Source organism: Janthinobacterium lyxosi (assembly GCF_051380665.1).
In the GTDB taxonomy this organism is placed as follows: Bacteria; Pseudomonadota; Gammaproteobacteria; order Burkholderiales; family Burkholderiaceae_D; genus Janthinobacterium.
Genome location: NZ_JBNYXM010000002.1, coordinates 218,781 through 239,170, shown reverse-complemented (window position 1 = coordinate 239,170; position 20,390 = coordinate 218,781). Strand labels below are relative to the sequence as shown.

The following is a 20,390-nucleotide window of genomic DNA, read 5'->3' as shown; positions in this document are numbered from 1 at the left end:
TGCCACACGGAAATTTCGATGCCATGGCCGCTGGCGGGGAACCCTGTGCCAGCTTGGCGATCCAACCCGGATACCACGCGAACAGGAGATCATCATGATGCAAGTAAAGGAAGTGGCACGGCGCTTTGGCGCCATCGAACACGCGATCGGCCAGGCGGCCCAGCTGTGCGGCAAGCAGCAGGGCATGCCCATGGACTTGAAGGATTGCATCAACCAGCTGGACCAGCAAAAGAGCGCCGTGCGGCAAGCCATCGACACGCACGACGATGCGCGCATCCGGCAAGCCGTCGAGCAGATGGAATCGCTGGGCGACCGCGCCAAGCGGGCCTGCGGCACGGCGTCCAGCGTGACGCCGGAAATGAAGAGCGCCGTGCTCAAGGTCCACGATGAATTATCGGACCTGAAGCACCAGCTGCATTGACCGTGTTACATCTGGCGGAACAGATGGGCATATAAGGGGCTGACGCGCAGTTGCGCCGGATGCTGGCGCAGGGTCAGTGACAGCTTGCCCGCGTCGTCGCGCACGGCCGTGGCGATGGCGCCGGCATTGACGATGGTGCCCCGGTGGATTTGCCAGAACTGTTGCGGGTCCAGTTGGGGCAAGAGTTCCTTCAGGCTCGTGCGTATCAGCGCTTCGCTGTCCTGGCAGACAACGTTGATGTATTTGTCCAGCGCTTCGAAATACACGACGTCGGCCAGGGCGATCATGCGCACGCTGTTGCCGACGGCCGCCCGTATCATGTGCAGGCGCGGGGCGGGTGGCAGCATGGCTTGCAGCTGGCTCAGCAAGCGGGCCAGGTTGTCGTCGCTGGCGGACGCTGTTTCCATCGCCGCCACGGGCGCCAGCGTGGCCGCCGCCGCCGCCGCCGCCGCCGTCGCTGGCGCTGCCGTTGCCGTTGCCGTTACTGTACCGCTTGTACCGTTGCCGCCGGCGCTGTCGCGCAAGCGCTGCTGCAGGCGTTCCACCGTCTTGCCCAGGCGTGCATCGTTGACGGGTTTCAAAACGTAGTCGGCGGCCGCATGTTCGAAGGCGGCCAGCGCGTATTCGTCATACGCCGTGACAAACACGATGTGCGGGAAAGGCACGCCGTCGGGCCACTGTTCTGCCAGCTCCTCGGCCGCTTCCAGGCCCGTCTTGCCTGGCATCTTGATGTCGAGAAATAGTATGTCGGGCTGCAGCGCCAGGCCTTGCTGCAAGGCCTCCACGCCGTTGGGACAGGTGGCGACGATGTCGAGCTCCGGCCACAGCCGGTGCAAGGCGTGTGCGAGGGCGGCGGCGAGGATGGGTTCATCTTCGGCAATCAGGGCGCGCGGCGCGCGCGGGGTGTGGTGGCTCATGCGAGGGGACTCGTGATGGTGGGTGGAAGGGGGAGTGTCAGGCGGGCGGTCGCGCCGGCCGGATGGTTGGCGGCCAGCGACAGGCTGGCGGCATCGGCATGCATGCCGTGCAGGCGTTCGCGGATATTTGCCACGCCCAGGTGGGTGCCCTTGGACTGGCCCGGATGCCCGAGGCCCAGGCCATCGTCGCTGACGGTGAGGATGAGGACGCCAGCGTCCGTGGACGCTTGCACGTGGATATGTCCGCCTTCGATCTTCGGTTCCAGGCCGTGCTGGATGGCGTTTTCCACCAGTGGCTGCAGCAGCATGGGCGGCACCTTGATCTGGCGCAAGGCCTCGGGCAAGTCCAGCGTAAAGCGCAGGCGCGCGCCCATGCGGATGGACATCAGGCCCAGGTAGGCTTGCATCAGGGAAAACTCCTGCTCCAGGGTGGTGGATTCGGCGCGCGAGGAGGAAAGGGTGGCGCGCAAATACTGGATCAATTGATCGAGCAGCAACTGGGCACGGTCGGGGTCAAAGCTGATCAGGCCCTGCAGGTTGGCCAGGGTATTGAACAGCATGTGCGGCTCGATCTGCGCCTGCAGCAATTGCAGCTGCGCTTGCATGGCCTGGCGCGCCACGGATTCGGCGCGGGCCTTTTCCTGGGCGGCTTCCATTTGCAGGCGGGCAATCTTTTCGCGGCTGGAGAAAAACAGCACGGCGCCGCCCGTGGCCAGCAGGGTAAATACGAGCGTGCCCATCATCTGCGTGGGCAGCAAGTTCTCGATGCCACCCACCTCCACGCCCGTCAGCCAGCTGAACAGGGTCAGGCCCAGCATTTGCGCCACGGGCACGGAAATCAGGATGATGAGCATGAAGGGCAGGAATTTCGGGCGCTGGCCTTCGCCCCACAGGGTCAGGCGCATGCCGTCGATCAGCAGGAAGGCGATCGTGCCAATGCACATCGAGGCGACCAGGTTTTGTCCGAAATGGCTGCCCGGATTGAGGATGAAGGTGATGACCAGCGCGCAGATCACGTTCAGCGCCAGCGCATAGCGCGCGTCAGGCAGCATGCGGTAATAGGGCGAGCGGCGCTTGGCGGGAGTATCGGCGGAGGGGGCGTCGGATTTCATGTCAGTGTCTGCTGGTAACGATGGGGCATTGTGTGCCAGCGCAGGCCAGGGCGCAACAGGGCTGCGACGAAACGGGGCAGTCGCGCCGCCATTCGCAGCGGCGCGTCGCGAAACGGGCCCGCTTTACTTTTCAGGACGGGCGCGCGATAGTATGGCAAGACAGTCTTGAGCCGCTAGATTTGCAATAAAGGAAATCCCATGTGGCCCTATCCACGCACCCTGGCGCACCGCGGCGGCGGCACCCTGGCGCCTGAAAACACCTTGGCCGCCCTGCGCTGCGGCCTGGCCTACGGCTACCGCGCCGTGGAATTCGACGTCATGTTGGCATCCGACGGCGTGCCCGTCGTCGTGCACGACCCCGAGCTGGGGCGCACGGTGGCTGGCAGCGGCCATATCAATGAGTACACGGCCGCGCAGCTGGGCGTCATGGAAGCGGGCGCCTGGTTCGGCCCCGCGTTCGTGGGCGAAGGCGTGCCCGCGTTTGATGCCGTCGTGGCGTATTGCAAGGCCCAGCGCATCTGGATGAATATCGAGATCAAGCCGGCGCCAGGCTTTGACGTGGCCACGGGCGAGGCGGTGGCGCGCGCCACGCGGGGCCACTTTGCACAGGAAATTGCTGCAGGAGAATTATTGCCGCTGCTATCGTCGTTCAGCATCGCCGCACTGGAAGCGGCGCGCCAGGCGGCGCCGGAACTGGCGCGCGGCTGGCTGGTCGAAGCCATACCGGATGACTGGGCGCGGACGGCGCGCGAGCTGGGCGTGGTGGCGATCCATTGCGACCACCAGCAGCTGACGTGCGCGCTGGCGCTGGCAGTCAAACAGGGGGGCTTGGGACTGTTTTGCTACACCGTCAACACCCCGGAACGGGCCAGCGAACTGCTGGCCTGGGGCGTGGACGGGTTTTGTACGGACCGGATCGACCTGATTGGAGCGGCGGAATAATATGATGAATACGCAGCGGAAATCCGGGGTCAGACCCGTCGGGTCTGACCCCAGCAGTTCGGCAGTTGTCGTTCGGACAAAAGTTAGAAAGTCACGCGCATGCCTACCGTGACATTGCGTCCCGTCAACGGCGCCGCATTCTTGATGAAGGAGGTGTGGCTGTACGCCAGTTCATTCGTCAGGTTGTTCGCCTTGATGTAGAACTGGGCCGGTGTCGTGCCGATGCGCGTGTCGTAGTTGGCGGAGAGGTTGAGCATGTTGTAGCCCGGGGTTGCCGTTTCAAACGCGGCGACCTTGTCCTGTTTGCCCACGCGGTAGAACTCGGCCACGCCGCTCCACGCCTGCCAGTTGGCGTCAAACTTCACGCCGGCGCGCTGGGCGGGGATGCGCGGCAAGTTATTGTTGTCACCCGCGCCGCCGTTAGCCAGCTTGGCCCGCACATAGTCGCCGAACACGCTGGCGCCGAACATGGGATTCAGCTGCTGGCGCACTTGCCCTTCGATGCCCGTAAACGTGGCGTCGCGCTGGGCGTACTGGATCAGCTGGAAGCCTTCGTGACTGTCCAGCGTGCTGCCGAAGATGTAGTTGTCCACCTTGTTGCGGTAGGCGCTGGCCGAGAAGGTCGTGGCACCCGCATATTTGCGCAAGGTCAAGTCGATATTGTTCGACGTTTCCTTGCCCAGGTTTTGATTGCCCAGTTCATACGTGGCCGTGGCCATGTGCACGCCGTGCGCATACAGTTCCTCGGCGCTGGGCAAACGGTGCGTGCGCGAGATGGTCGAGCCGAGCGAATACTGGGGCGCGAATTTCCACACGGCGCCCAGCGAGATGGAAGTGCCCTTGGCGCTGCGGTCTTGCAAGGTGGCGCTGTCGACCGTGATGTCTTGCCATTCGTGGCGCAAGCCCGCCTCGAAGCGCCATTGGTCAAGCTTGTATTCCTCGACCAGGAAAGCCGCGTGTTTCTTGGTCACGGTGGGCGCCACGTAAGCTTCCTCGCCCAGGGCCGAGAAATCGCGCTTCGACGTTTGCAGGCCGACCACGCCGCGCCAGCCGAAGAGGGGATGGTGTTCCATTTCCAGGCGCGCGTCGTGGCCCTTGTTTTTAAACGTGGTGGCGATTTCCGTGCCTTCGATTTCGTCGTGCTTGTAATCGGTGAACGCGGCGCGCAGGCGCAGCTTGGCGAAGCCGGGCACGGGATCGCGCAATTCGCCGCGCACATCCCAGCGTTCACTCTTGAGTTTCACGTACGGGACGCTGCCGTGCTCGTGGTCATGTTCCTCTTCAGCACCGTGGTCGTGGCCTTCATGGCCGCCGCAATGCAGGTGCGTGCCGTGCGGGTGGCAGCTCTCGAATTCGTGGTTGTGGCCAGGCAAGCCGTATTCCGCGTGCTGGCTGGTGAAGGCCAGGCCCAGGAAGCCCCGCTGACCCACCCACGACACGCCCACGCTGCCCGTGTCCGTCTTGTTGTAGCTGCCGGCCACTTTGGAACCGCCTTCCCAGCCGCTGCCGACCTTGTATTCCTTCGCGTCGCGCTTGACGCCTTCCGCGTGGAAGGCGATGTTGCCGGAGCCGCCAGTGACTTCAAAGGCGCCTGCCTTTTCGCGCGCGGCCGAGTTGGCGCGTACTTCCGCACTGCCTTCAAAGCCTTTCGCCGGCACGCGCGTGGGGATTTTCTTGTCGATCACATTGACGACGCCGCCGACGGCGCCGCCGCCGTAGGCCAGCGCGGACGGGCCGCGCAGCACTTCAATCTGTTCCGACAGCATTGGTTCCGCCGCGACGGCATGGTCGGGGCTGATGGTCGAGGCATCCTGCACTTCGGCGCCATCGGACAGCACTTTGACGCGCGGGCCATCCATGCCGCGGATGATGGGACGGCTGGCGCCGGCGCCGAAATGGCTGGACGTAATGCCGGGCTGGCCAGCCAGGGTTTCACCGAGGGTTGCTGCCCTTGCCAGCACCAGTGCCTCGCCTTCCAGCACGGTGACGGGCGTGCTCATGTCGTCGCTGCCCAGCGCCAGGGCGCTGGCCGAGACGGTCACGGCAGGCAAGGTGGCCGCCTGCTGCGCCAGTGCGCTGGCAGGGGCAGCAAAGGCCAGCATGATGGCCAGCGCGAGGGGAGTTGGTTGTTGAGGACGGACGGACATGGGCAAAAATTCCTTTATCGGCTAGCGGTGTTGGCGGGGTTTGGGCAGGCTGTTGCCGGATGGGGTGACTGCCTGAAGATGATAATGATAACCCATTATCATTACTGTGTGACAGTTTTTCCGGGCGGTGGAAGAAGGCGGATGGTGTATTCTGTCGGCTATGGAACGCACAACACGTCAAAAAACCGCTATTCAAGCCGCCATCGAGTCGGCCCAGCGCCCCTTGTCGGCGCAGGAAATCCTCGAACAGGCCAGCTTGCAAGTGACGCAGCTGGGCATTGCCACCGTTTACCGCAATTTAAAATCGCTGGTGCTGGAAGAAAAGGTGCACGTGGTGACCTTGCCGGGTGAAAACCCGCGCTATGAATCGAACACGGCCGCCAATCATCACCACCACCATTTCCAGTGCACCACGTGCCAGCGCGTGTTCGACGTGCATGATTGCCCGGGTGACTTGAAGCGCATGGCGCCGCAAGGCTTTGTCGTCGAGCGCCACGAACTGACCCTGTACGGCCGCTGCGCCGACTGCAATGCCGCCGCCGGCGCTACTGCCGTTGCAATTGCACCGCACGCCTGCGCCAGCGGCCACGACCCGGCCTGAGCGGTCCGGCCCTCCGTGTTGGCACGGGCGCAACAATGCCCGTGCCTGCCGCAATTGCTACTCCCATATCACGTATAATCTTCCCTTTAAAGCTGCCGCCACTCTTTGCCAAAAAAACATGAAATCATCTGAAATCCGCGACAAGTTCCTCAAATTTTTCGAGTCCAAGGGCCATTCCATCGTCCGTTCCAGCTCCCTGGTGCCAGGCAACGATCCGACCTTGCTGTTGACGAACAGCGGCATGGTGCAATTCAAGGATGTGTTTACGGGCACGGACAGTCGTCCGTACACGCGTGCCACCTCGGTGCAGCGCTGCGTGCGCGCCGGCGGCAAGCACAACGACCTGGAAAACGTCGGCTACACGGCGCGCCATCATACTTTCTTTGAAATGCTGGGCAACTTCAGTTTCGGCGACTATTTCAAGCGCGATGCGATCCAGTACGCGTGGGAACTGTTGACCAAGGTGTATGGCTTGCCGGCCGACAAGCTGACGGTCACCGTGTACATCGAAGATGACGAAGCATATGACATCTGGGCCAAGGAAATCGGCGTGCCAACCGAGCGCATCATCCGCATCGGCGACAACAAGGGGGCGCGCTACGCGTCCGACAATTTCTGGCAGATGGCTGATACGGGCCCATGCGGTCCGTGCACGGAAATCTTCTACGACCACGGCGCCGACATTCCTGGCGGCCCACCGGGCTCGCCTGACGAGGACGGCGACCGCTTCATTGAAATCTGGAACCTGGTGTTCATGCAGTTCAACCGCGATGAAGCGGGTGTCATGCACAAGCTGCCCAAGCCGTGCGTCGACACGGGCATGGGCATGGAGCGCCTGGCCGCCGTGCTGCAGCACGTGCATTCGAACTATGAAATCGACCTGTTCCAGCATTTGATCAAGGCCGCCGCGCGCGAAACGGGCGCCACGGACCTGGAAAACAAGTCGCTGCGCGTGATCGCCGACCACATCCGCGCCGCCGCCTTCATGATCGTCGATGGCATCATTCCGGGCAGCGAAGGCCGCGCGTATGTCTTGCGCCGCATCATCCGCCGCGCCTTGCGCCATGGCCACAAGCTGGGCCAGACCAAGCCGTTCTTCTACAAGCTGGTGGTCGACCTGGCCATCGAGATGGGCGGCGCCTATCCGGAGCTGGAAGAAGCCAGGGACAACGTCGCCAACATGCTGAAAGCCGAGGAAGAGCGTTTCGGCGAAACCCTGGAAACGGGCATGAAAGTGCTGGAAGCGCAGCTGGCCAAGGATGCCACGGGCATCGACGGCGCCACCGCCTTCACCCTGTATGAAACCTACGGCTTCCCGCCAGACCTGACGGCCGACATCTGCCGCGAACGCAATATCACGTTCGACCAGGTGGGCTACGACGCGGCCCTGAAGGAAAGCCAGGAACTGTCGCGCAAGGGTGGCAAGACGCACAAGGATAGCAAGGTCGAGTACACGGGCGAGAAAAACACCTTCGTCGGCTACGATCAATTGACGTTCAGCAGCAAGGTCGTGGCGCTGTACGCGGCCGGCACGCCCGTGCAGGAACTGAAAGCGGGCCAGGATGGCATCGTGGTGCTCGACACCACGCCGTTCTACGCGGAATCGGGCGGTCAGGTGGGCGACCAGGGCGTGATCGCCTCCGGTGCGGGTACCTTTGCCGTCAGCGACACCCTGAAAATCCAGGCCGACGTGTTCGGCCACCACGGCGTGCTCGCATCGGGCGTGTTAAAGGTAGGCGACGCCGTCTCGGCCGAAGTCGACACGGCCAAGCGCGCGCACACCATCCGCAACCACTCGGCCACGCACTTGATGCACAAGGCCTTGCGCGAAGTGCTGGGCAGCCACGTGGCGCAAAAGGGTTCGCTGGTCGACCCGGACAAAACCCGTTTCGACTTCAGTCACCATGCGCCGATGACGGCCGAGCAAATCGCCGCCGTGGAAACCATCGTCAACAAAGAGATCCTGGAAAACCGCGCCACGCAAGCCCACCTGATGTCGTTTGACGATGCCGTCAAGCATGGCGCGATGGCCCTGTTCGGCGAGAAATACGGCGACGAAGTGCGCGTGCTCGACATCGGCAGTTCGAAAGAGCTGTGCGGCGGCGTCCACGTGCAGCGCACGGGCGACATAGGCCTGTTCAAGATCATCGGCGAAGGCGGTGTTGCCGCCGGTATCCGCCGCGTGGAAGCCGTGACGGGCGAGGGCGCGCTGGCGCTGGTGCAAACCATCAACCGCCGCCTGGTCGAAGCGGCCAATGCCTTGAAGGTGCAGCCGGAAGAGCTGACTGCCCGCATCGTCCAGGTGCAAGACCACGTGAAGGCGCTGGAGAAGGAACTGGCCGCGTTGAAATCGAAACTGGCATCCGGCCAGGGCGATGAGCTGGTCACGCAAGCCGTCGATGTCAACGGCATCAAGGTGCTGGCCGCCGTGCTGGAAGGCGCCGACGTGGCCCGTTTGCGCGAAACCATGGACAAGCTGAAGGACAAGCTGAAGACGGCCGCCATCGTGCTGGCCAGCGTGACTGACGGCAAGGTCAGCCTGATCGCCGGCGTGACGGCGGACGCGACTTCCAAGGTCAAAGCGGGCGAGCTGGTGAACTTCGTTGCACAGCAAGTGGGCGGAAAAGGCGGCGGACGCCCCGATATGGCGCAAGCGGGCGGCACGGATGCTAGCGGCCTGGCGAATGCCCTGGCCGGCGTGCCGGCCTGGGTCGGCGAACGCGCAACACAGGCGTAAGCTAGAGGACATGCGGGGTTTTCGCCCCACAGCCCCTTGAAAACGGCCCGCAGACACTGTTTGTGGGCCGTTTTGCCGTGTGGAATCTCGTTGTGACCTCACAACAGCCGATGAACTATTTTGGTGCAGCGCGTCAATGCCCCTGATTTAGAGTAGTATGTCGAAAATCAGTACAACAAAACAATGGTGGGATATTGATGATGAGCGACACACTACTTGATACCGAGATTATGGAATTTCACAAAGAACTCGACGCGCGGGGCTTGAATTGCCCCTTGCCGATTCTGAAGGCGAAAAAGGCTTTGTCAGAGCTGCAGAGCGGGGAAGTGCTGCGCATCATGGCAACCGATCCCGGTTCCGTGCGCGACTTCCAGGCTTTCGCCAAGCAAACGGGCAATGCCCTGCTGTCGCATGTGCAGACGGGCACCGAATTCGTCTTCCTGATGCAACGCAAATAATTCTGCCAGCCGGGGCCGCCGTGGTGCGGCCTGCTTGATCACCTGCCGTGCCATTTCCACGCCGTTTTGCTGCCCTGCAGCGTAGCGGCAGAGTCCCCTGAAATCCTCAAAGCTGGACAGTTTAGATGGATTGCTCTAACAAAAAATCGCACGATCGTGCTTAAATTCGGTTCGGGATACAAATTTCTCTTATAATCGAACGCACAATCAGCACTTGATCCGTCATTTTTATAATTTCCCAAAGGCATAGCTATGAAAGTCTTGGTACCCGTCAAACGCGTGGTCGACTATAACGTCAAAGTCCGCGTCAAGAGTGACGGCACTGGCGTCGATACCGCCAACGTCAAAATGTCGATGAACCCTTTCGATGAGATCGCTCTGGAAGAAGCGATGCGCCTGAAAGAAGCTGGCAAGGTCACTGAAGTGGTCGCCATCTCCTGCGGCGTGACGCAGTGCCAGGAAACCTTGCGCACGGCCATGGCCATCGGCGCCGACCGCGGCATCCTGGTGGAAACGACGACCGAACTGGAGCCGCTGGCCGTAGCCAAGCTGGTGAAAGCCCTGGCCGAGAAAGAGCAGCCGCAACTGATCATCCTGGGCAAGCAAGCGATCGATGACGACAGCAACCAGACCGGCCAGATGCTGGCAGCCCTGCTGGGTTGGCCGCAAGCCACGTTCGCCTCGAAAGTCGTACTGGAAGACGGTAAAGTCACCGTGACCCGCGAAGTCGACGGCGGCCTGGAAACCCTGGCATTGACCTTGCCAGCGATCATCACCACCGATCTGCGTTTGAACGAGCCACGCTATGTGACCTTGCCAAACATCATGAAGGCAAAGAAAAAGCCGCTCGAGACCGTCAAGCCGGAAGACCTGGGCGTCGACGTTGCGCCACGCCTGAAGACCCTGAAAGTCGTCGAGCCAGCCAAGCGCTCGGCCGGCATCAAGGTGCCGGACGTGGCTACCCTGGTCGCCAAGCTGCGTACCGAAGCCAAAGTCATCTAAGCGCGGCCCCGCCGTTCATATCTATACCCGGGGTCAGTCCTTCAGGCCTGACCCCGGCAGTTGCATATACTATTAGGAATAATCATGGTCGCATTAGTTATTGCTGAACACGACAACGCTACCTTAAAGGGCAGCACCCACCATACCGTGACCGCGGCTGCCCAGTGCGGCGGCGACGTGCACGTGCTCGTCGCTGGCTCGAACGCATCGGCCGCTGCCGCTGCCGCCGCGCAAATCGCCGGCGTGACGAAAGTCATCGTGGCCGACGCGCCATATTTCGCCGACGGCCTGGCCGAAAACGTGGCCGAGCAAGTGCTGGCCATCGCCGGCAACTACAGCCACATCCTGGCTCCCGCTACCGCCTACGGCAAGAACATCCTGCCGCGCGTGGCCGCCAAGCTGGACGTGGCGCAGATCTCGGAAATCACCAAGGTCGACTCGCCTGACACTTTCGAGCGCCCGATCTACGCCGGTAACGCCATTGCCACCGTGCAATCTGGCGACAAGGTCAAGGTCATCACCGTGCGCACCACCGGTTTCGATGCGGCTGCCGCCACCGGCGGTGCGGCTGCCACCGAAACCGTCGCCGCCGTTGCCGACGCCGGCAAATCGGCCTTCGTGGGCCGCGAACTGGCCAAGTCCGACCGTCCTGAACTGACCGCCGCGAAAATTATCGTGTCGGGCGGCCGTGGCATGGGTTCGGCCGAGAACTTCCACATCCTGGAGCCGCTGGCCGACAAGCTGGGCGCCGCCATGGGTGCTTCGCGCGCCGCCGTCGACGCCGGCTTCGTGCCGAACGACTGGCAAGTGGGCCAGACGGGCAAGATCGTCGCGCCATCGCTGTACATCGCCGTCGGTATCTCGGGCGCGATCCAGCATCTGGCCGGCATGAAAGACTCGAAAACCATCGTCGCCATCAACAAGGATCCGGAAGCGCCGATCTTTGCCGTGGCCGACTACGGCATCGTGGGCGATCTGTTCGAGATCGTGCCGCAACTGGTCAAAGAACTGGGTTAAGTCACACCCCTTCCGGTTTTGTTACTGACAAAGCCACGCCGGCCCGCCCCACACGGCGAGCCGCGCGTGGCTTTTTTCTTGGAGAAAAGAAGATGAGCTATCAAGCCCCGCTGAAAGATATGTTGTTCGTGATGAACGAACTGGCCGGCCTGGCCGAAATCCACACCTTGCCCGGTTGCGAAGACGCCACGCCGGACACGGCCGAAGCCGTGCTGGAAGAGAACGCCAAGTTCTGCGGCGGCGTGGTGGCCCCCTTGAACGGCCCCAGCGACAAGGAACCCAGTTTCTGGCACGACGGCCAGGTGAGCACTTCGAAAGGTTTCAAGGAAGCGTTCAAGGCCTACGGCGAAGCGGGCTGGCAGGGCGTGCAGCATCCGACGCAGTTCGGCGGCCAGGGCTTGCCCAAGCTGCTGGCCACGCCCTGCATCGAAATGCTCAACTCGGCCAGCATCTCCTTCGCTTTGGTCGCCCTGTTGTCGGACGGCGCCATCGAGGCGCTGCTGACGGCCGGCAGCGATGAGCAAAAGGCGGTCTACCTGGAAAACCTGGTGTCGGGCAAGTGGACGGGCACCATGAATCTGACGGAGCCGCAAGCGGGGTCCGACCTGGCCGCCGTGCGCACGCGCGCCGTGCCGCAGGGCGACGGCACCTATAAAGTGTTCGGCACGAAGATTTTCATCACGTATGGCGAGCACGACATGGCGGAAAACATCGTCCACCTGGTGCTGGCCCGCACGCCGGACGCGCCTGCTGGCGTGAAAGGCATCTCGCTGTTCATCGTGCCGAAATTCCTCGTCAATGCGGATGGCAGCCTCGGTGAGCGTAATGACGCGCACTGTGTTTCCATCGAGCACAAGCTGGGCATCAAGGCCAGCCCGACGGCGGTATTGCAGTTTGGTGACCACGGCGGCGCCATCGGCACCCTGGTGGGCGAGGAAAACCGTGGCCTCGAATACATGTTCATCATGATGAACGCGGCCCGCTTCGGCGTCGGCTTGCAAGGCATCGGCCTGGCCGAGCGCGCCTACCAGCAGGCCGTGGCGTTCGCCAAGGACCGCGTGCAGTCGCGCGACCTGGCGGGCTCGCCTGGTCCCGTCTCCATCATCCACCACCCGGACGTGCGCCGCATGCTGATGTCCATGCGCTCGCAAACGGAGGCGGCGCGCGCGCTGGCCTACGTGGGCGCGGCCATCAGCGACGTGGCGCACCATCATCCGGAGGCGGATGTGCGCGCGGAAAGCCTGGCCACCTATGAATACCTGGTGCCCGTCATCAAGGGCTGGGCCACGGAAATGTCGCAGGACGTCACGCGTGACGGCGTGCAAGTGCATGGCGGCATGGGTTTCATTGAGGAAACAGGTGCCGCTCAGCATTACCGTGACGCCAAGATTCTTACCATCTATGAAGGCACGACGGCCATCCAGGCGAACGACCTCGTGGGCCGCAAGACGGTGCGCGACGGCGGCGCCGTGGCGAAAGCCATCATCGCCCAGGTGCGCGCCACGGAGGCCCAGCTGGGCGAGCTTTCCGGCGCGGACTTCCAGGCCATGCAGCGCCACCTGGCCGAAGGCAGCGCCGCGCTGGAAGCGGTGGTGGAATACGTGGTGGCGAACATGAAGACCGATATCAAGGCCGTGTTTGCGGGCAGCGTGCCGTATTTGAAGCTGGCCGGCATCGTGCTGGGCGGCTGGCAAATGGCGCGCGCGGCCGTGGTGGCGCAGCAAAAGCTGGGAGAGGGCAGCGGCGACGCCTCGTTCTACAAGGCAAAAATCGCCACGGCACGCTTCTTTGCCGACCACATCCTGTCGCAAGCGCCAGGACTGCGCGCCACCATCATCGATGGCAGCGCCGGTGTGATGGCCTTGTCGGAAGAGCAGTTTTAAGTTGAAGCGGGGCCGGCGGGAGCCGGCTGAATGCAAAAAAAGCGCTGGAGAGTGATCTCCAGCGCTTTTTTATTTATTTCTGCGTGCTTAACGGCGGGCGATGCCGTTGCCCGAATTGCGCACGAGGTCGCCAGCTGCCAGGCCTGGATCCTGGTCAAACGCGAAGTCAGCTTTGGCGCCTGTTTCGTATTGCACGGTGACAGTCCACACCTTGCTGTTTTTCATGTGGCCTTCGACTTGCTTGCCCGCGAAAGCGCCGCCAGCGGCACCGGCCAGGGTGGCCAGGTCCTTGCCGCGTCCGCCGCCGACCTGGCGGCCCAGCAGGGCGCCAGCCACGCCGCCGCCGATCATGCCCAGGGCACCGCCTTCGCCCGCTTTTTCAGCGACGTTGACTGCCAGCACCTTGCCGCAATCGGCGCAGATCTGATGTTGTGGCTGCTTGGAAGGCTGGCTGGCGTAGGAATTGCCGGCTTTTTGCGCGGCCTTGGTGTTGATGATGGCCTGGTCGTATTCGCCCTTGGCGTCGCGCAGGCATTGCATGCGGGCTTTCGAGCTGGTTTCTTCTGCGCACAATTTCTTGTCGTCCGCATAGCGCGTGCTGGCTTGCTTCGTATCGTAGGCGTATTGCGCTTTCGGCGACAGGTTTTGCGCGAAGGTGGAAGTGCTGAACAGGGCCGTGATGGCGACTGCGAGGATGAGTGGGCGACGAATCATGATCTTCTCCTAGGGGGGTGTGGAATGTGTCAGTAATGTCGGCATTGTGAATGCAGTATAGAGGAAAATCATGATCGCTTACCAACACTTACATGTGCGTGCGGGGCGCGGGCAATGATGTAATTTCTATATGGGAATTAACCGTAGGCGCCGCCTGTGTACAGCAAGTCGAACAGGCGGGCCATGGTGGCGATCAGCACGCCTGCGCCTAGCATCAAGGTAGCGACCAGCACCACGGCCAGGGGCCAGCCCGTGTCCGACAGGTGGCCGGAGGCGGTGTTGTAGCGGGCATCCCACTTGTCGTCTGGCATCAGGCCCAGCACCAGCGCTTCCAGGAAGCCGCCCAGGGCGGACAGGGTCAGTGGCAATATCTGGTAAAACCAGTCGGCTTCGGGAAGCAGCTGGCGCAGCAGCAAGGAGGCGGGCAGGGCAGCCAAGTGTAGCCAGCCCCACCGGTCCTTGGCGCCATGCAAGTAGAAGCGGTGCGCGCCCAGCATGCCCAGCAGGAAGGCCAGTAGTGTCGTGAACGCCTTGTTCTTGTGCGACTGTTGCAAAATGGTAGCGGTGGTCATGGGACTCCAGAGTTGCTCATCGGTAAAGATTGTCAGTATCGGTCATTGCCTGCCGCAACGATAGCACTTTCATGCGCCGTTCAGGCGATGCTGTCGCGCAATATCACCGCCTTGGCGTGACATTGCCGGCACGATAGACGCACACGCCTATTGCGTCTTCGGCCATGACTGGTCATAATGTTTGATTAGCCCAAATTACACGCCCGTCATCATAACGCTTGCTGCCTGGCGGTAAAGCGCGCTATAATTTGCGGCTTTTTTCGCCTCAGCACACTTTTTGGAAATATTATGGTCGTTATTCGTTTAGCTCGTGGAGGCGCCAAGAAGCGCCCGTTCTTCAACATCGTCGCTACTGATTCGCGCAATCGCCGCGATGGTCGCTTCATTGAGCGTATCGGTTTTTACAACCCGATGGCGCAAGGTGGCGAAGTTCCACTGCGTATCACCGCAGACCGTCTGGCCTACTGGCAAGGCGTTGGCGCACAATTGTCGCCAACCGTTGCTCGCTTGGTAGCCAGCAACAACAAAGCAGCAGCTTAATTAGATCACTGGTTTGACGGTCAAGACTGCATCCGGGGTGAAAGTCCCCGATGACCTGGTACAGGTAGGCTATGTCTCCGGTGCTTATGGCATTGCTGGCGGGGTCAGGATCACTCCTTTCTCCGACGACGCGGATGCATTATTAAGCGTCAAAACCTGGTGGTTTGATAAACCGACCTTGCATGATGTTCAAGTCAGGCAAGCGAAGTTACACGGCGGCGACGTCGTGGCCCAGCTGGTGGGTGTGGTCGGGCGGGATGCCGCAGAAGCGCTGAAAGGCGTCTCTGTGCAAATTCCGCGTAGCCATTTCCCGATGCTGACGGCCGATGAATTTTATTGGTCCGATCTGATCGGGCTGACAGTTGAGAATTTGCAAGGCGAGTGCCTCGGCACAGTGCACGACATGATGAGCAATGGTCCGCAGTCGATCTTGCGCGTTACGCCCGTCGCCACTGCCGATGAGACCGTTGAAATGGCGCCTGAGCGCCTGATCCCGTTTGTTGGCCAGTTTGTCATTAACGTTGACAAGACCGCCAACAAGATCACGGTCGACTGGGGCCTCGATTATTAAGCCGCCTGCGCTTTATATTGCGCCGGGCAAACTTTGCAGGATGGTGAGCGATGCAATTTGATGTCGTGACCCTGTTCCCGGAGATGTTTGCCGCGCTGACGCAGTCGGGTGTGACCCGGCGCGCCTTCGAGCAGGGGAAATGTGGCTTGTCGCTGTGGAATCCCCGTGATTTCACCACCGACAATCATCGTACCGTGGATGACCGCCCGTATGGCGGCGGCCCCGGCATGGTGATGATGGCCCGTCCCCTCGAAGCGACAATTCATGCCGCCAAGCAACGCCAGGCAGCATTGGGACTGGCGGCGCCCCGCGTGGTGTTCATGTCGCCGCAAGGCCGTCCGCTGACGCACGAGCGCGTTACGCAGTTGAAAGCTGAACCTGGTTTGGTGATCCTGTGTGGCCGCTATGAAGCCGTGGACCAGCGTTTGCTGGACCGTTGCGTCGACGAAGAATGCAGCGTCGGCGACTTTGTCCTGTCGGGCGGTGAATTGCCTGCCATGGCGCTGATGGATGCGGTGATCCGCCTGTTGCCGGGTGTCTTGAACACCGAGGCATCGGCCATCGAAGACAGCTTCGTCAATGGTTTGCTTGATTCGCCGCACTACACGCGGCCGGAAACGTATGAAGGCATGGCTGTGCCGCCCGTTTTGATGGGTGGCAATCATGCCGAGATCGTCAAGTGGCGCCGTCAGCGCATGCTGGAAGCGACCGCGACAAAGCGGCCTGACCTGCTGGTCAGTGCGCGCGCCGCCGGCTTGCTCAGCAAGAACGACGAAAAATTCCTGGCCAGCCTGTAAGCCGTCTCCGGATGGTCGGCAGGGTGGCCAGTAGTGCCGGGCATGTTGCCCAAATTGTGTTACCCATCCTCTACCGGGCGGATACTTGCTATCCACAGTGCGCCGGCATGATGGTTTTCGGAGTTATAAAAATGGACTTGATTCAACAATTAGAGCAGGAAGAAATTGCTCGTCTGGGTAAAACCATTCCTGAATTCGCACCAGGCGATACCGTTATCGTCAGCGTCAACGTAGTCGAAGGTACGCGCAAGCGCGCCCAGGCTTACGAAGGCGTCGTTATCTCGCGTCGTAACCGTGGCCTGAACTCGAACTTCATCGTTCGTAAGATCTCGTCCGGCGAAGGCGTTGAGCGTACGTTCCAACTGTACTCGCCGCTGATCGCTTCGATCGAAGTGAAACGCCGTGGTGACGTTCGCCGCGCCAAGCTGTACTATCTGCGTGAGCGTTCGGGTAAATCGGCGCGTATCAAAGAAAAATTGCCAAATCGCCGCGTTGTGGCGAAAGCAAGCGCGTAATATCAGCGTCTGCGTTGGAAAAAAAGGGCGCCTCAGGGTGCCCTTTTTTCATTTGTGGCGTTGTGATGAGAGAGATAGTAATGGCGTCCTTATTTGATCCACAACAACTTGCCATCGATAGTATCGCCGGCGAGGCGGCGCTGGATGCCGTGCGCCTGACGCCGGACTGGCTGCGCCAGCGCCTGGCCGAACAGCCTGACTGGCAGCCCGAGATTACCCAGGATTTCCTTTCCGCCCGCGCCGTGCCCGTGCGCGCCGCCGTGCTCATTCCCTTGGTGCAACGCCCGCAAGGCTTGACCATCTTGCTGACCATGCGCACGGACCACCTGAGCAGCCATGCGGGCCAGGTCAGCTTTCCCGGCGGGCGCAGCGAAGCCTTCGATGCGTCGCCCATGGCCACGGCCTTGCGCGAAACGCAGGAAGAGGTGGGCCTGGCGCGCGAACACATCGAAGTGCTGGGCTGCCTGCCCGATTACCTGACGGGCACCGGCTACCAGGTCACGCCCGTGGTGGGCCTGGTGGCGCCACCGTTCGAACTGCGCCCCGACCCCTCTGAAGTGGCGGAAATCTTCGAAGTGCCGCTGGCTTTCCTCATGGATGGCCTCAACCATCAGCGCCTGTCGGTGGAATTGCCCGGTGGACGGCGCTCGTTCTACGCCATGCCGTATGAGCGCTTCTACATTTGGGGCGCCACCGCTGGCATGCTGCGCAATCTGTTTCACCTCTTGCGCGCGTAAAATGGTGCCCCGCACGTAATAAGTTTGATTCCAGCACTGCACTGCGCTATCGTAGCGGGCATTGCGGTATTGCTGAAAAAGACAAAAAGGACGTTTGATGACATTTCTCTCCATACTTTGCGCATTGCTGATCGAGCAGCTCAAACCTTTGCGCGCGGACAATCCGATCTACGCCGAAATCAAGAGCCTGGCAATGCGCATGGAGACCTGGTTCAATGCCGGCCACGCCAACCACGGCCGCATGGGCTGGTTCCTCATGATCGGCGTGCTGATGGTGCCGACGGCAGGCGTGTATTGGCTCTTGCAGCATTATCAGCTGACCTTGCTGGCCTTTGCCTGGAACGTCCTGATCGTCTACCTGACCCTGGGCTTCCGCCATTACAGCCACTACTTCACCTCCATCCAGCTGGCCTTGAGCGCCGGCGACGAAGCGACCGCGCGTAGCTTGCTGGCCGACTGGACCAAGCTCGATACGGTGGGCATGGAAGCGAGTGAAATCGCCCGCATCGCCGTGGAAAAAGCCCTGATCACCACGCATCGCAATGTATTTGGCGTCTTCTTCTGGTTCCTCATGCCGCTGGGCCCTGCCTGCGCCGTCATGTACCGCGTGGCCGAATACCTGGCGCGCGCCTGGAACGAGCCCGAGCACATGCGCAATGAAGCCTTCGGCCAGTTCGCCGCACGCGCCTTTTACTGGATCGACTGGATCCCCGTGCGCCTGACGGCCGTGGCGTTTGCCGTGGTCGGCAATTTCGAGGATGCCATCTACGCCTGGCGCAACTTCGCCCAGCGCTGGCAGGACGAGGCCATCGGCATCATCCTGACGGCAGGCGGCGGCGCCATGGGCGTACGCCTGGGCACGCCAGCCGAAACGGCGGCACGCGTGTTGACGACGCCCGATCTGGCCGTCGATGACAGCGACAGCGAAAGCGATATCCTGCCCGGCGAAGAGCCGGGCGCGCGCGCCTTGCAGAGCACGGTGGGCCTCGTATGGCGCGCCTTGCTGCTGTGGATGCTGCTGCTGCTGCTGATGTCGGGCGCCGTTTTCCTCGGCTGACGCGGGCGCACACGCGCTGTCCATGCGCCTTGCGCGTGGAACAAGGTTAAAATAGGGGCTGGCGCGCAAGGCGTGCCGGCCCCTGTTTGCATGCTCAGGGCAGATCGAGGTAGAACCCAAGTCTTCTATAAGATATAATACTAGCTTACCGCAGCAAACGTAGTTGAATTACCAGCCCGGCTTACCCGCCGGGGCCATTCACGCAATCCAGTCCCGACAAGCCACATGGCCGAGTTATCTCAAAAAACAGGGGAACTCTCAGACGAGTTCTTCATCCTTGGTCTCACCAGCAATGGCAAGCAATTCCGACCCAGCGATTGGGCCGAGCGCCTTTGCGGAGTGATGTCCTGTTTCAATCCCGAAGGTGGCGGGCGCAATGCGCACCTCCAGTATTCGCCCTACGTGCGCCCGACCGTCGTCAATGGCGTCAAGTCGGTGGTGGTCAACACCAAGCTGCGCGAGATCGAGCCCATGGCGTTTCACTTCGTGCGCGAGTTCGCCAAGGATAACGACCTGCAGATCGTCGAAGCCTGCTTCCTGCCGCCCCCCGAAGAAAAGTAAGACCCGTTTCCATTGATTTGCCTCAAACCCGCCACGGCGGGCTGGCGTAGCGTGGACACTCTGCCTCAAACGGAGTGGCCCTCTGTACCCTGCACACCATACATTGTCAGCGTGACAGCAGCGTGCAGGAAGCGGCGCTGCTGATTGGCTCGGATCAATAGCGGCCAGCTGGTGTGCGAAAAGCGCACGCGCAAATAAACCCGCATTGCGCAATTTCAGTCAAATCCTCGTCACCCGAAAATGCTACAGTCGCTGCTCGTTCAACGGGAAGCGTTCATGCACTATCTGGCCAAGGTACTCTGGTATATCGAATCGCATTATGCGGAGAATATCTCGCTCGGCGATATCGCCCACGTGGGCGGCGCCTCGCCCTGCCACCTGACGCGCGCATTTGGCCTGGCCACGGGCCACTCCGTGATGCGCTATGTGCGGGCGCGCCGGCTCAGCGAGGCAGCCCTGGCGCAGGGCGCGCAAGACATTCTTTCGGTCGCGCAGCAGGCTGGTTACAGTTCCCATGAAGCATTTACACGGGCTTTCCGCGACCAGTTCCAGCTCACGCCGGAACGAGTGCGGGCCCAGCGCCACGTCGCCAACCTCGCGCTGGTCGGGGCCATCAACCTCGATGTGGCGCCGGGCGTGGTCCTGGAACCGCCCCGTTTCGAGCAGGGGCCCGCCTTGCTGGTGGCGGGGCTGGTTGAACGTTATCGTGCAGAAACTTCTGCCGCCATCCCCGCCCTGTGGCAGCGCTTCCTGCCCCATGTGGCGCCCGGCCAGCTGGTGTATGGCGTGTGCTGTAACAATGACGATGCGGGCAATTTCGATTATCTGTGCGCCATGCCGGTAAGCGACTTTTCCCAGGCCCCCGACGGCTGGACGCGGCTGCGCATCGCGCCGCAGCGCTATGCCGTGTTTCGTCACCGGGGCCATATTTCCACCATCCGCGCCACCTGGCACACGCTGTGGAACGCGTGGCTGCCCCAGTCCGGGCTGGAAGTGGCCGACGCGCCCGATTTTGAACGCTACGACCAGCAGTTCGATCCCGCCAGCGGCATCGGCGGCGTGGAAATCTGGCTCCCCTTGAAAGCCTGA

21 protein-coding genes are annotated in these 20,390 nt (G+C 61.8%); 16 read left to right on the top strand and 5 right to left on the bottom strand.

Features of this window, described 5'->3' with window-relative positions:
* Positions 1 to 94: 94 nt before the first annotated feature.
* The gene (locus tag ACQ4WP_RS02965; RefSeq protein ID WP_436518601.1) at positions 95 to 421 is read left to right on the top strand and encodes a hypothetical protein; all 327 of its coding nucleotides are present in this window, start codon (positions 95 to 97) and stop codon (positions 419 to 421) included.
* Between the two features lie 5 nt (positions 422 to 426).
* Here the strand turns inward: ACQ4WP_RS02965 and ACQ4WP_RS02960 are convergent, their stop codons facing one another.
* Positions 427 to 1,338, bottom strand: coding sequence for a LytR/AlgR family response regulator transcription factor (locus ACQ4WP_RS02960; RefSeq protein ID WP_436518600.1), 912 nt, complete (start codon positions 1,336 to 1,338; stop codon positions 427 to 429).
* Positions 1,335 to 2,450 (bottom strand): sensor histidine kinase, encoded by a 1,116-nt coding sequence (locus ACQ4WP_RS02955; protein ID WP_436518599.1) that lies wholly within the window; start codon positions 2,448 to 2,450, stop codon positions 1,335 to 1,337. The genes ACQ4WP_RS02960 and ACQ4WP_RS02955 overlap by 4 nt, the downstream gene beginning before the upstream one ends.
* A gap of 198 nt (positions 2,451 to 2,648) precedes the next feature.
* Between ACQ4WP_RS02955 and ugpQ the strand changes: the two genes are divergently transcribed.
* Positions 2,649 to 3,392 (top strand): glycerophosphodiester phosphodiesterase, encoded by a 744-nt coding sequence (ugpQ, locus tag ACQ4WP_RS02950; RefSeq protein WP_436518598.1) that lies wholly within the window; start codon positions 2,649 to 2,651, stop codon positions 3,390 to 3,392.
* An 83-nt stretch (positions 3,393 to 3,475) separates the two neighbouring features.
* Here ugpQ and ACQ4WP_RS02945 read toward each other — a convergent pair whose 3' ends face one another.
* The gene (locus ACQ4WP_RS02945; RefSeq protein ID WP_436518597.1) at positions 3,476 to 5,539 is read right to left on the bottom strand and encodes a TonB-dependent receptor domain-containing protein; all 2,064 of its coding nucleotides are present in this window, start codon (positions 5,537 to 5,539) and stop codon (positions 3,476 to 3,478) included.
* Between the two features lie 160 nt (positions 5,540 to 5,699).
* On the opposite strand from ACQ4WP_RS02945, the gene ACQ4WP_RS02940 reads away from it, so the two are divergent.
* The 6 genes from ACQ4WP_RS02940 to ACQ4WP_RS02915 all read left to right on the top strand — a co-directional run bounded on the left by ACQ4WP_RS02940 (position 5,700) and on the right by ACQ4WP_RS02915 (position 13,237).
* Entirely contained in the window at positions 5,700 to 6,140 is a 441-nt protein-coding gene (locus ACQ4WP_RS02940) for a Fur family transcriptional regulator (protein WP_436518596.1), read from the top strand.
* 118 nt (positions 6,141 to 6,258) lie between these two features.
* Positions 6,259 to 8,877, top strand: a complete 2,619-nt coding sequence (gene alaS, locus ACQ4WP_RS02935; RefSeq protein ID WP_436518595.1) for an alanine--tRNA ligase — start codon at positions 6,259 to 6,261, stop codon at positions 8,875 to 8,877.
* A 230-nt stretch (positions 8,878 to 9,107) separates the two neighbouring features.
* Entirely contained in the window at positions 9,108 to 9,335 is a 228-nt protein-coding gene (locus ACQ4WP_RS02930) for a sulfurtransferase TusA family protein (protein WP_010395510.1), read from the top strand.
* Positions 9,336 to 9,587: 252 nt separating this feature from the next.
* Positions 9,588 to 10,337 carry an electron transfer flavoprotein subunit beta/FixA family protein gene (locus tag ACQ4WP_RS02925; protein ID WP_099379460.1) on the top strand — a complete coding sequence of 250 codons (750 nt, stop codon included), beginning with the start codon at positions 9,588 to 9,590 and terminating at the stop codon, positions 10,335 to 10,337.
* An 84-nt stretch (positions 10,338 to 10,421) separates the two neighbouring features.
* A complete protein-coding gene (locus tag ACQ4WP_RS02920; RefSeq protein ID WP_215405116.1) occupies positions 10,422 to 11,354 on the top strand; it encodes an electron transfer flavoprotein subunit alpha/FixB family protein in 933 nt (310 codons plus the stop codon).
* Between the two features lie 92 nt (positions 11,355 to 11,446).
* Positions 11,447 to 13,237, top strand: a complete 1,791-nt coding sequence (locus ACQ4WP_RS02915) for an acyl-CoA dehydrogenase (protein ID WP_436518594.1) — start codon at positions 11,447 to 11,449, stop codon at positions 13,235 to 13,237.
* An 87-nt stretch (positions 13,238 to 13,324) separates the two neighbouring features.
* Here the strand turns inward: ACQ4WP_RS02915 and ACQ4WP_RS02910 are convergent, their stop codons facing one another.
* Positions 13,325 to 13,951 (bottom strand): glycine zipper 2TM domain-containing protein, encoded by a 627-nt coding sequence (locus ACQ4WP_RS02910; RefSeq protein ID WP_436518593.1) that lies wholly within the window; start codon positions 13,949 to 13,951, stop codon positions 13,325 to 13,327.
* Positions 13,952 to 14,088: 137 nt separating this feature from the next.
* Positions 14,089 to 14,523, bottom strand: coding sequence for an NINE protein (locus ACQ4WP_RS02905; protein WP_436518592.1), 435 nt, complete (start codon positions 14,521 to 14,523; stop codon positions 14,089 to 14,091).
* Between the two features lie 288 nt (positions 14,524 to 14,811).
* Between ACQ4WP_RS02905 and rpsP the strand changes: the two genes are divergently transcribed.
* The 8 genes from rpsP to ACQ4WP_RS02865 all read left to right on the top strand — a co-directional run bounded on the left by rpsP (position 14,812) and on the right by ACQ4WP_RS02865 (position 20,390).
* Positions 14,812 to 15,063 (top strand): 30S ribosomal protein S16, encoded by a 252-nt coding sequence (rpsP, locus tag ACQ4WP_RS02900; RefSeq protein WP_010395524.1) that lies wholly within the window; start codon positions 14,812 to 14,814, stop codon positions 15,061 to 15,063.
* Positions 15,064 to 15,076: 13 nt separating this feature from the next.
* The gene (gene rimM, locus ACQ4WP_RS02895; RefSeq protein ID WP_436518591.1) at positions 15,077 to 15,634 is read left to right on the top strand and encodes a ribosome maturation factor RimM; all 558 of its coding nucleotides are present in this window, start codon (positions 15,077 to 15,079) and stop codon (positions 15,632 to 15,634) included.
* A gap of 50 nt (positions 15,635 to 15,684) precedes the next feature.
* Complete coding sequence (gene trmD / locus ACQ4WP_RS02890; protein ID WP_436518590.1) at positions 15,685 to 16,431, top strand: tRNA (guanosine(37)-N1)-methyltransferase TrmD; 747 nt, start codon at positions 15,685 to 15,687, stop codon at positions 16,429 to 16,431.
* A gap of 131 nt (positions 16,432 to 16,562) precedes the next feature.
* The gene (gene rplS / locus ACQ4WP_RS02885; protein ID WP_010395528.1) at positions 16,563 to 16,946 is read left to right on the top strand and encodes a 50S ribosomal protein L19; all 384 of its coding nucleotides are present in this window, start codon (positions 16,563 to 16,565) and stop codon (positions 16,944 to 16,946) included.
* Between the two features lie 80 nt (positions 16,947 to 17,026).
* Positions 17,027 to 17,683: a CoA pyrophosphatase gene (locus ACQ4WP_RS02880; RefSeq protein ID WP_436518589.1), complete on the top strand. Its 657-nt coding sequence runs from the start codon at positions 17,027 to 17,029 to the stop codon at positions 17,681 to 17,683.
* 97 nt (positions 17,684 to 17,780) lie between these two features.
* Positions 17,781 to 18,740, top strand: a complete 960-nt coding sequence (locus ACQ4WP_RS02875) for a CobD/CbiB family protein (RefSeq protein WP_436518588.1) — start codon at positions 17,781 to 17,783, stop codon at positions 18,738 to 18,740.
* Between the two features lie 225 nt (positions 18,741 to 18,965).
* Positions 18,966 to 19,301 carry a DUF3579 domain-containing protein gene (locus ACQ4WP_RS02870; RefSeq protein WP_029496213.1) on the top strand — a complete coding sequence of 112 codons (336 nt, stop codon included), beginning with the start codon at positions 18,966 to 18,968 and terminating at the stop codon, positions 19,299 to 19,301.
* Positions 19,302 to 19,577: 276 nt separating this feature from the next.
* Positions 19,578 to 20,390, top strand: a complete 813-nt coding sequence (locus tag ACQ4WP_RS02865) for a GyrI-like domain-containing protein (RefSeq protein WP_436518587.1) — start codon at positions 19,578 to 19,580, stop codon at positions 20,388 to 20,390.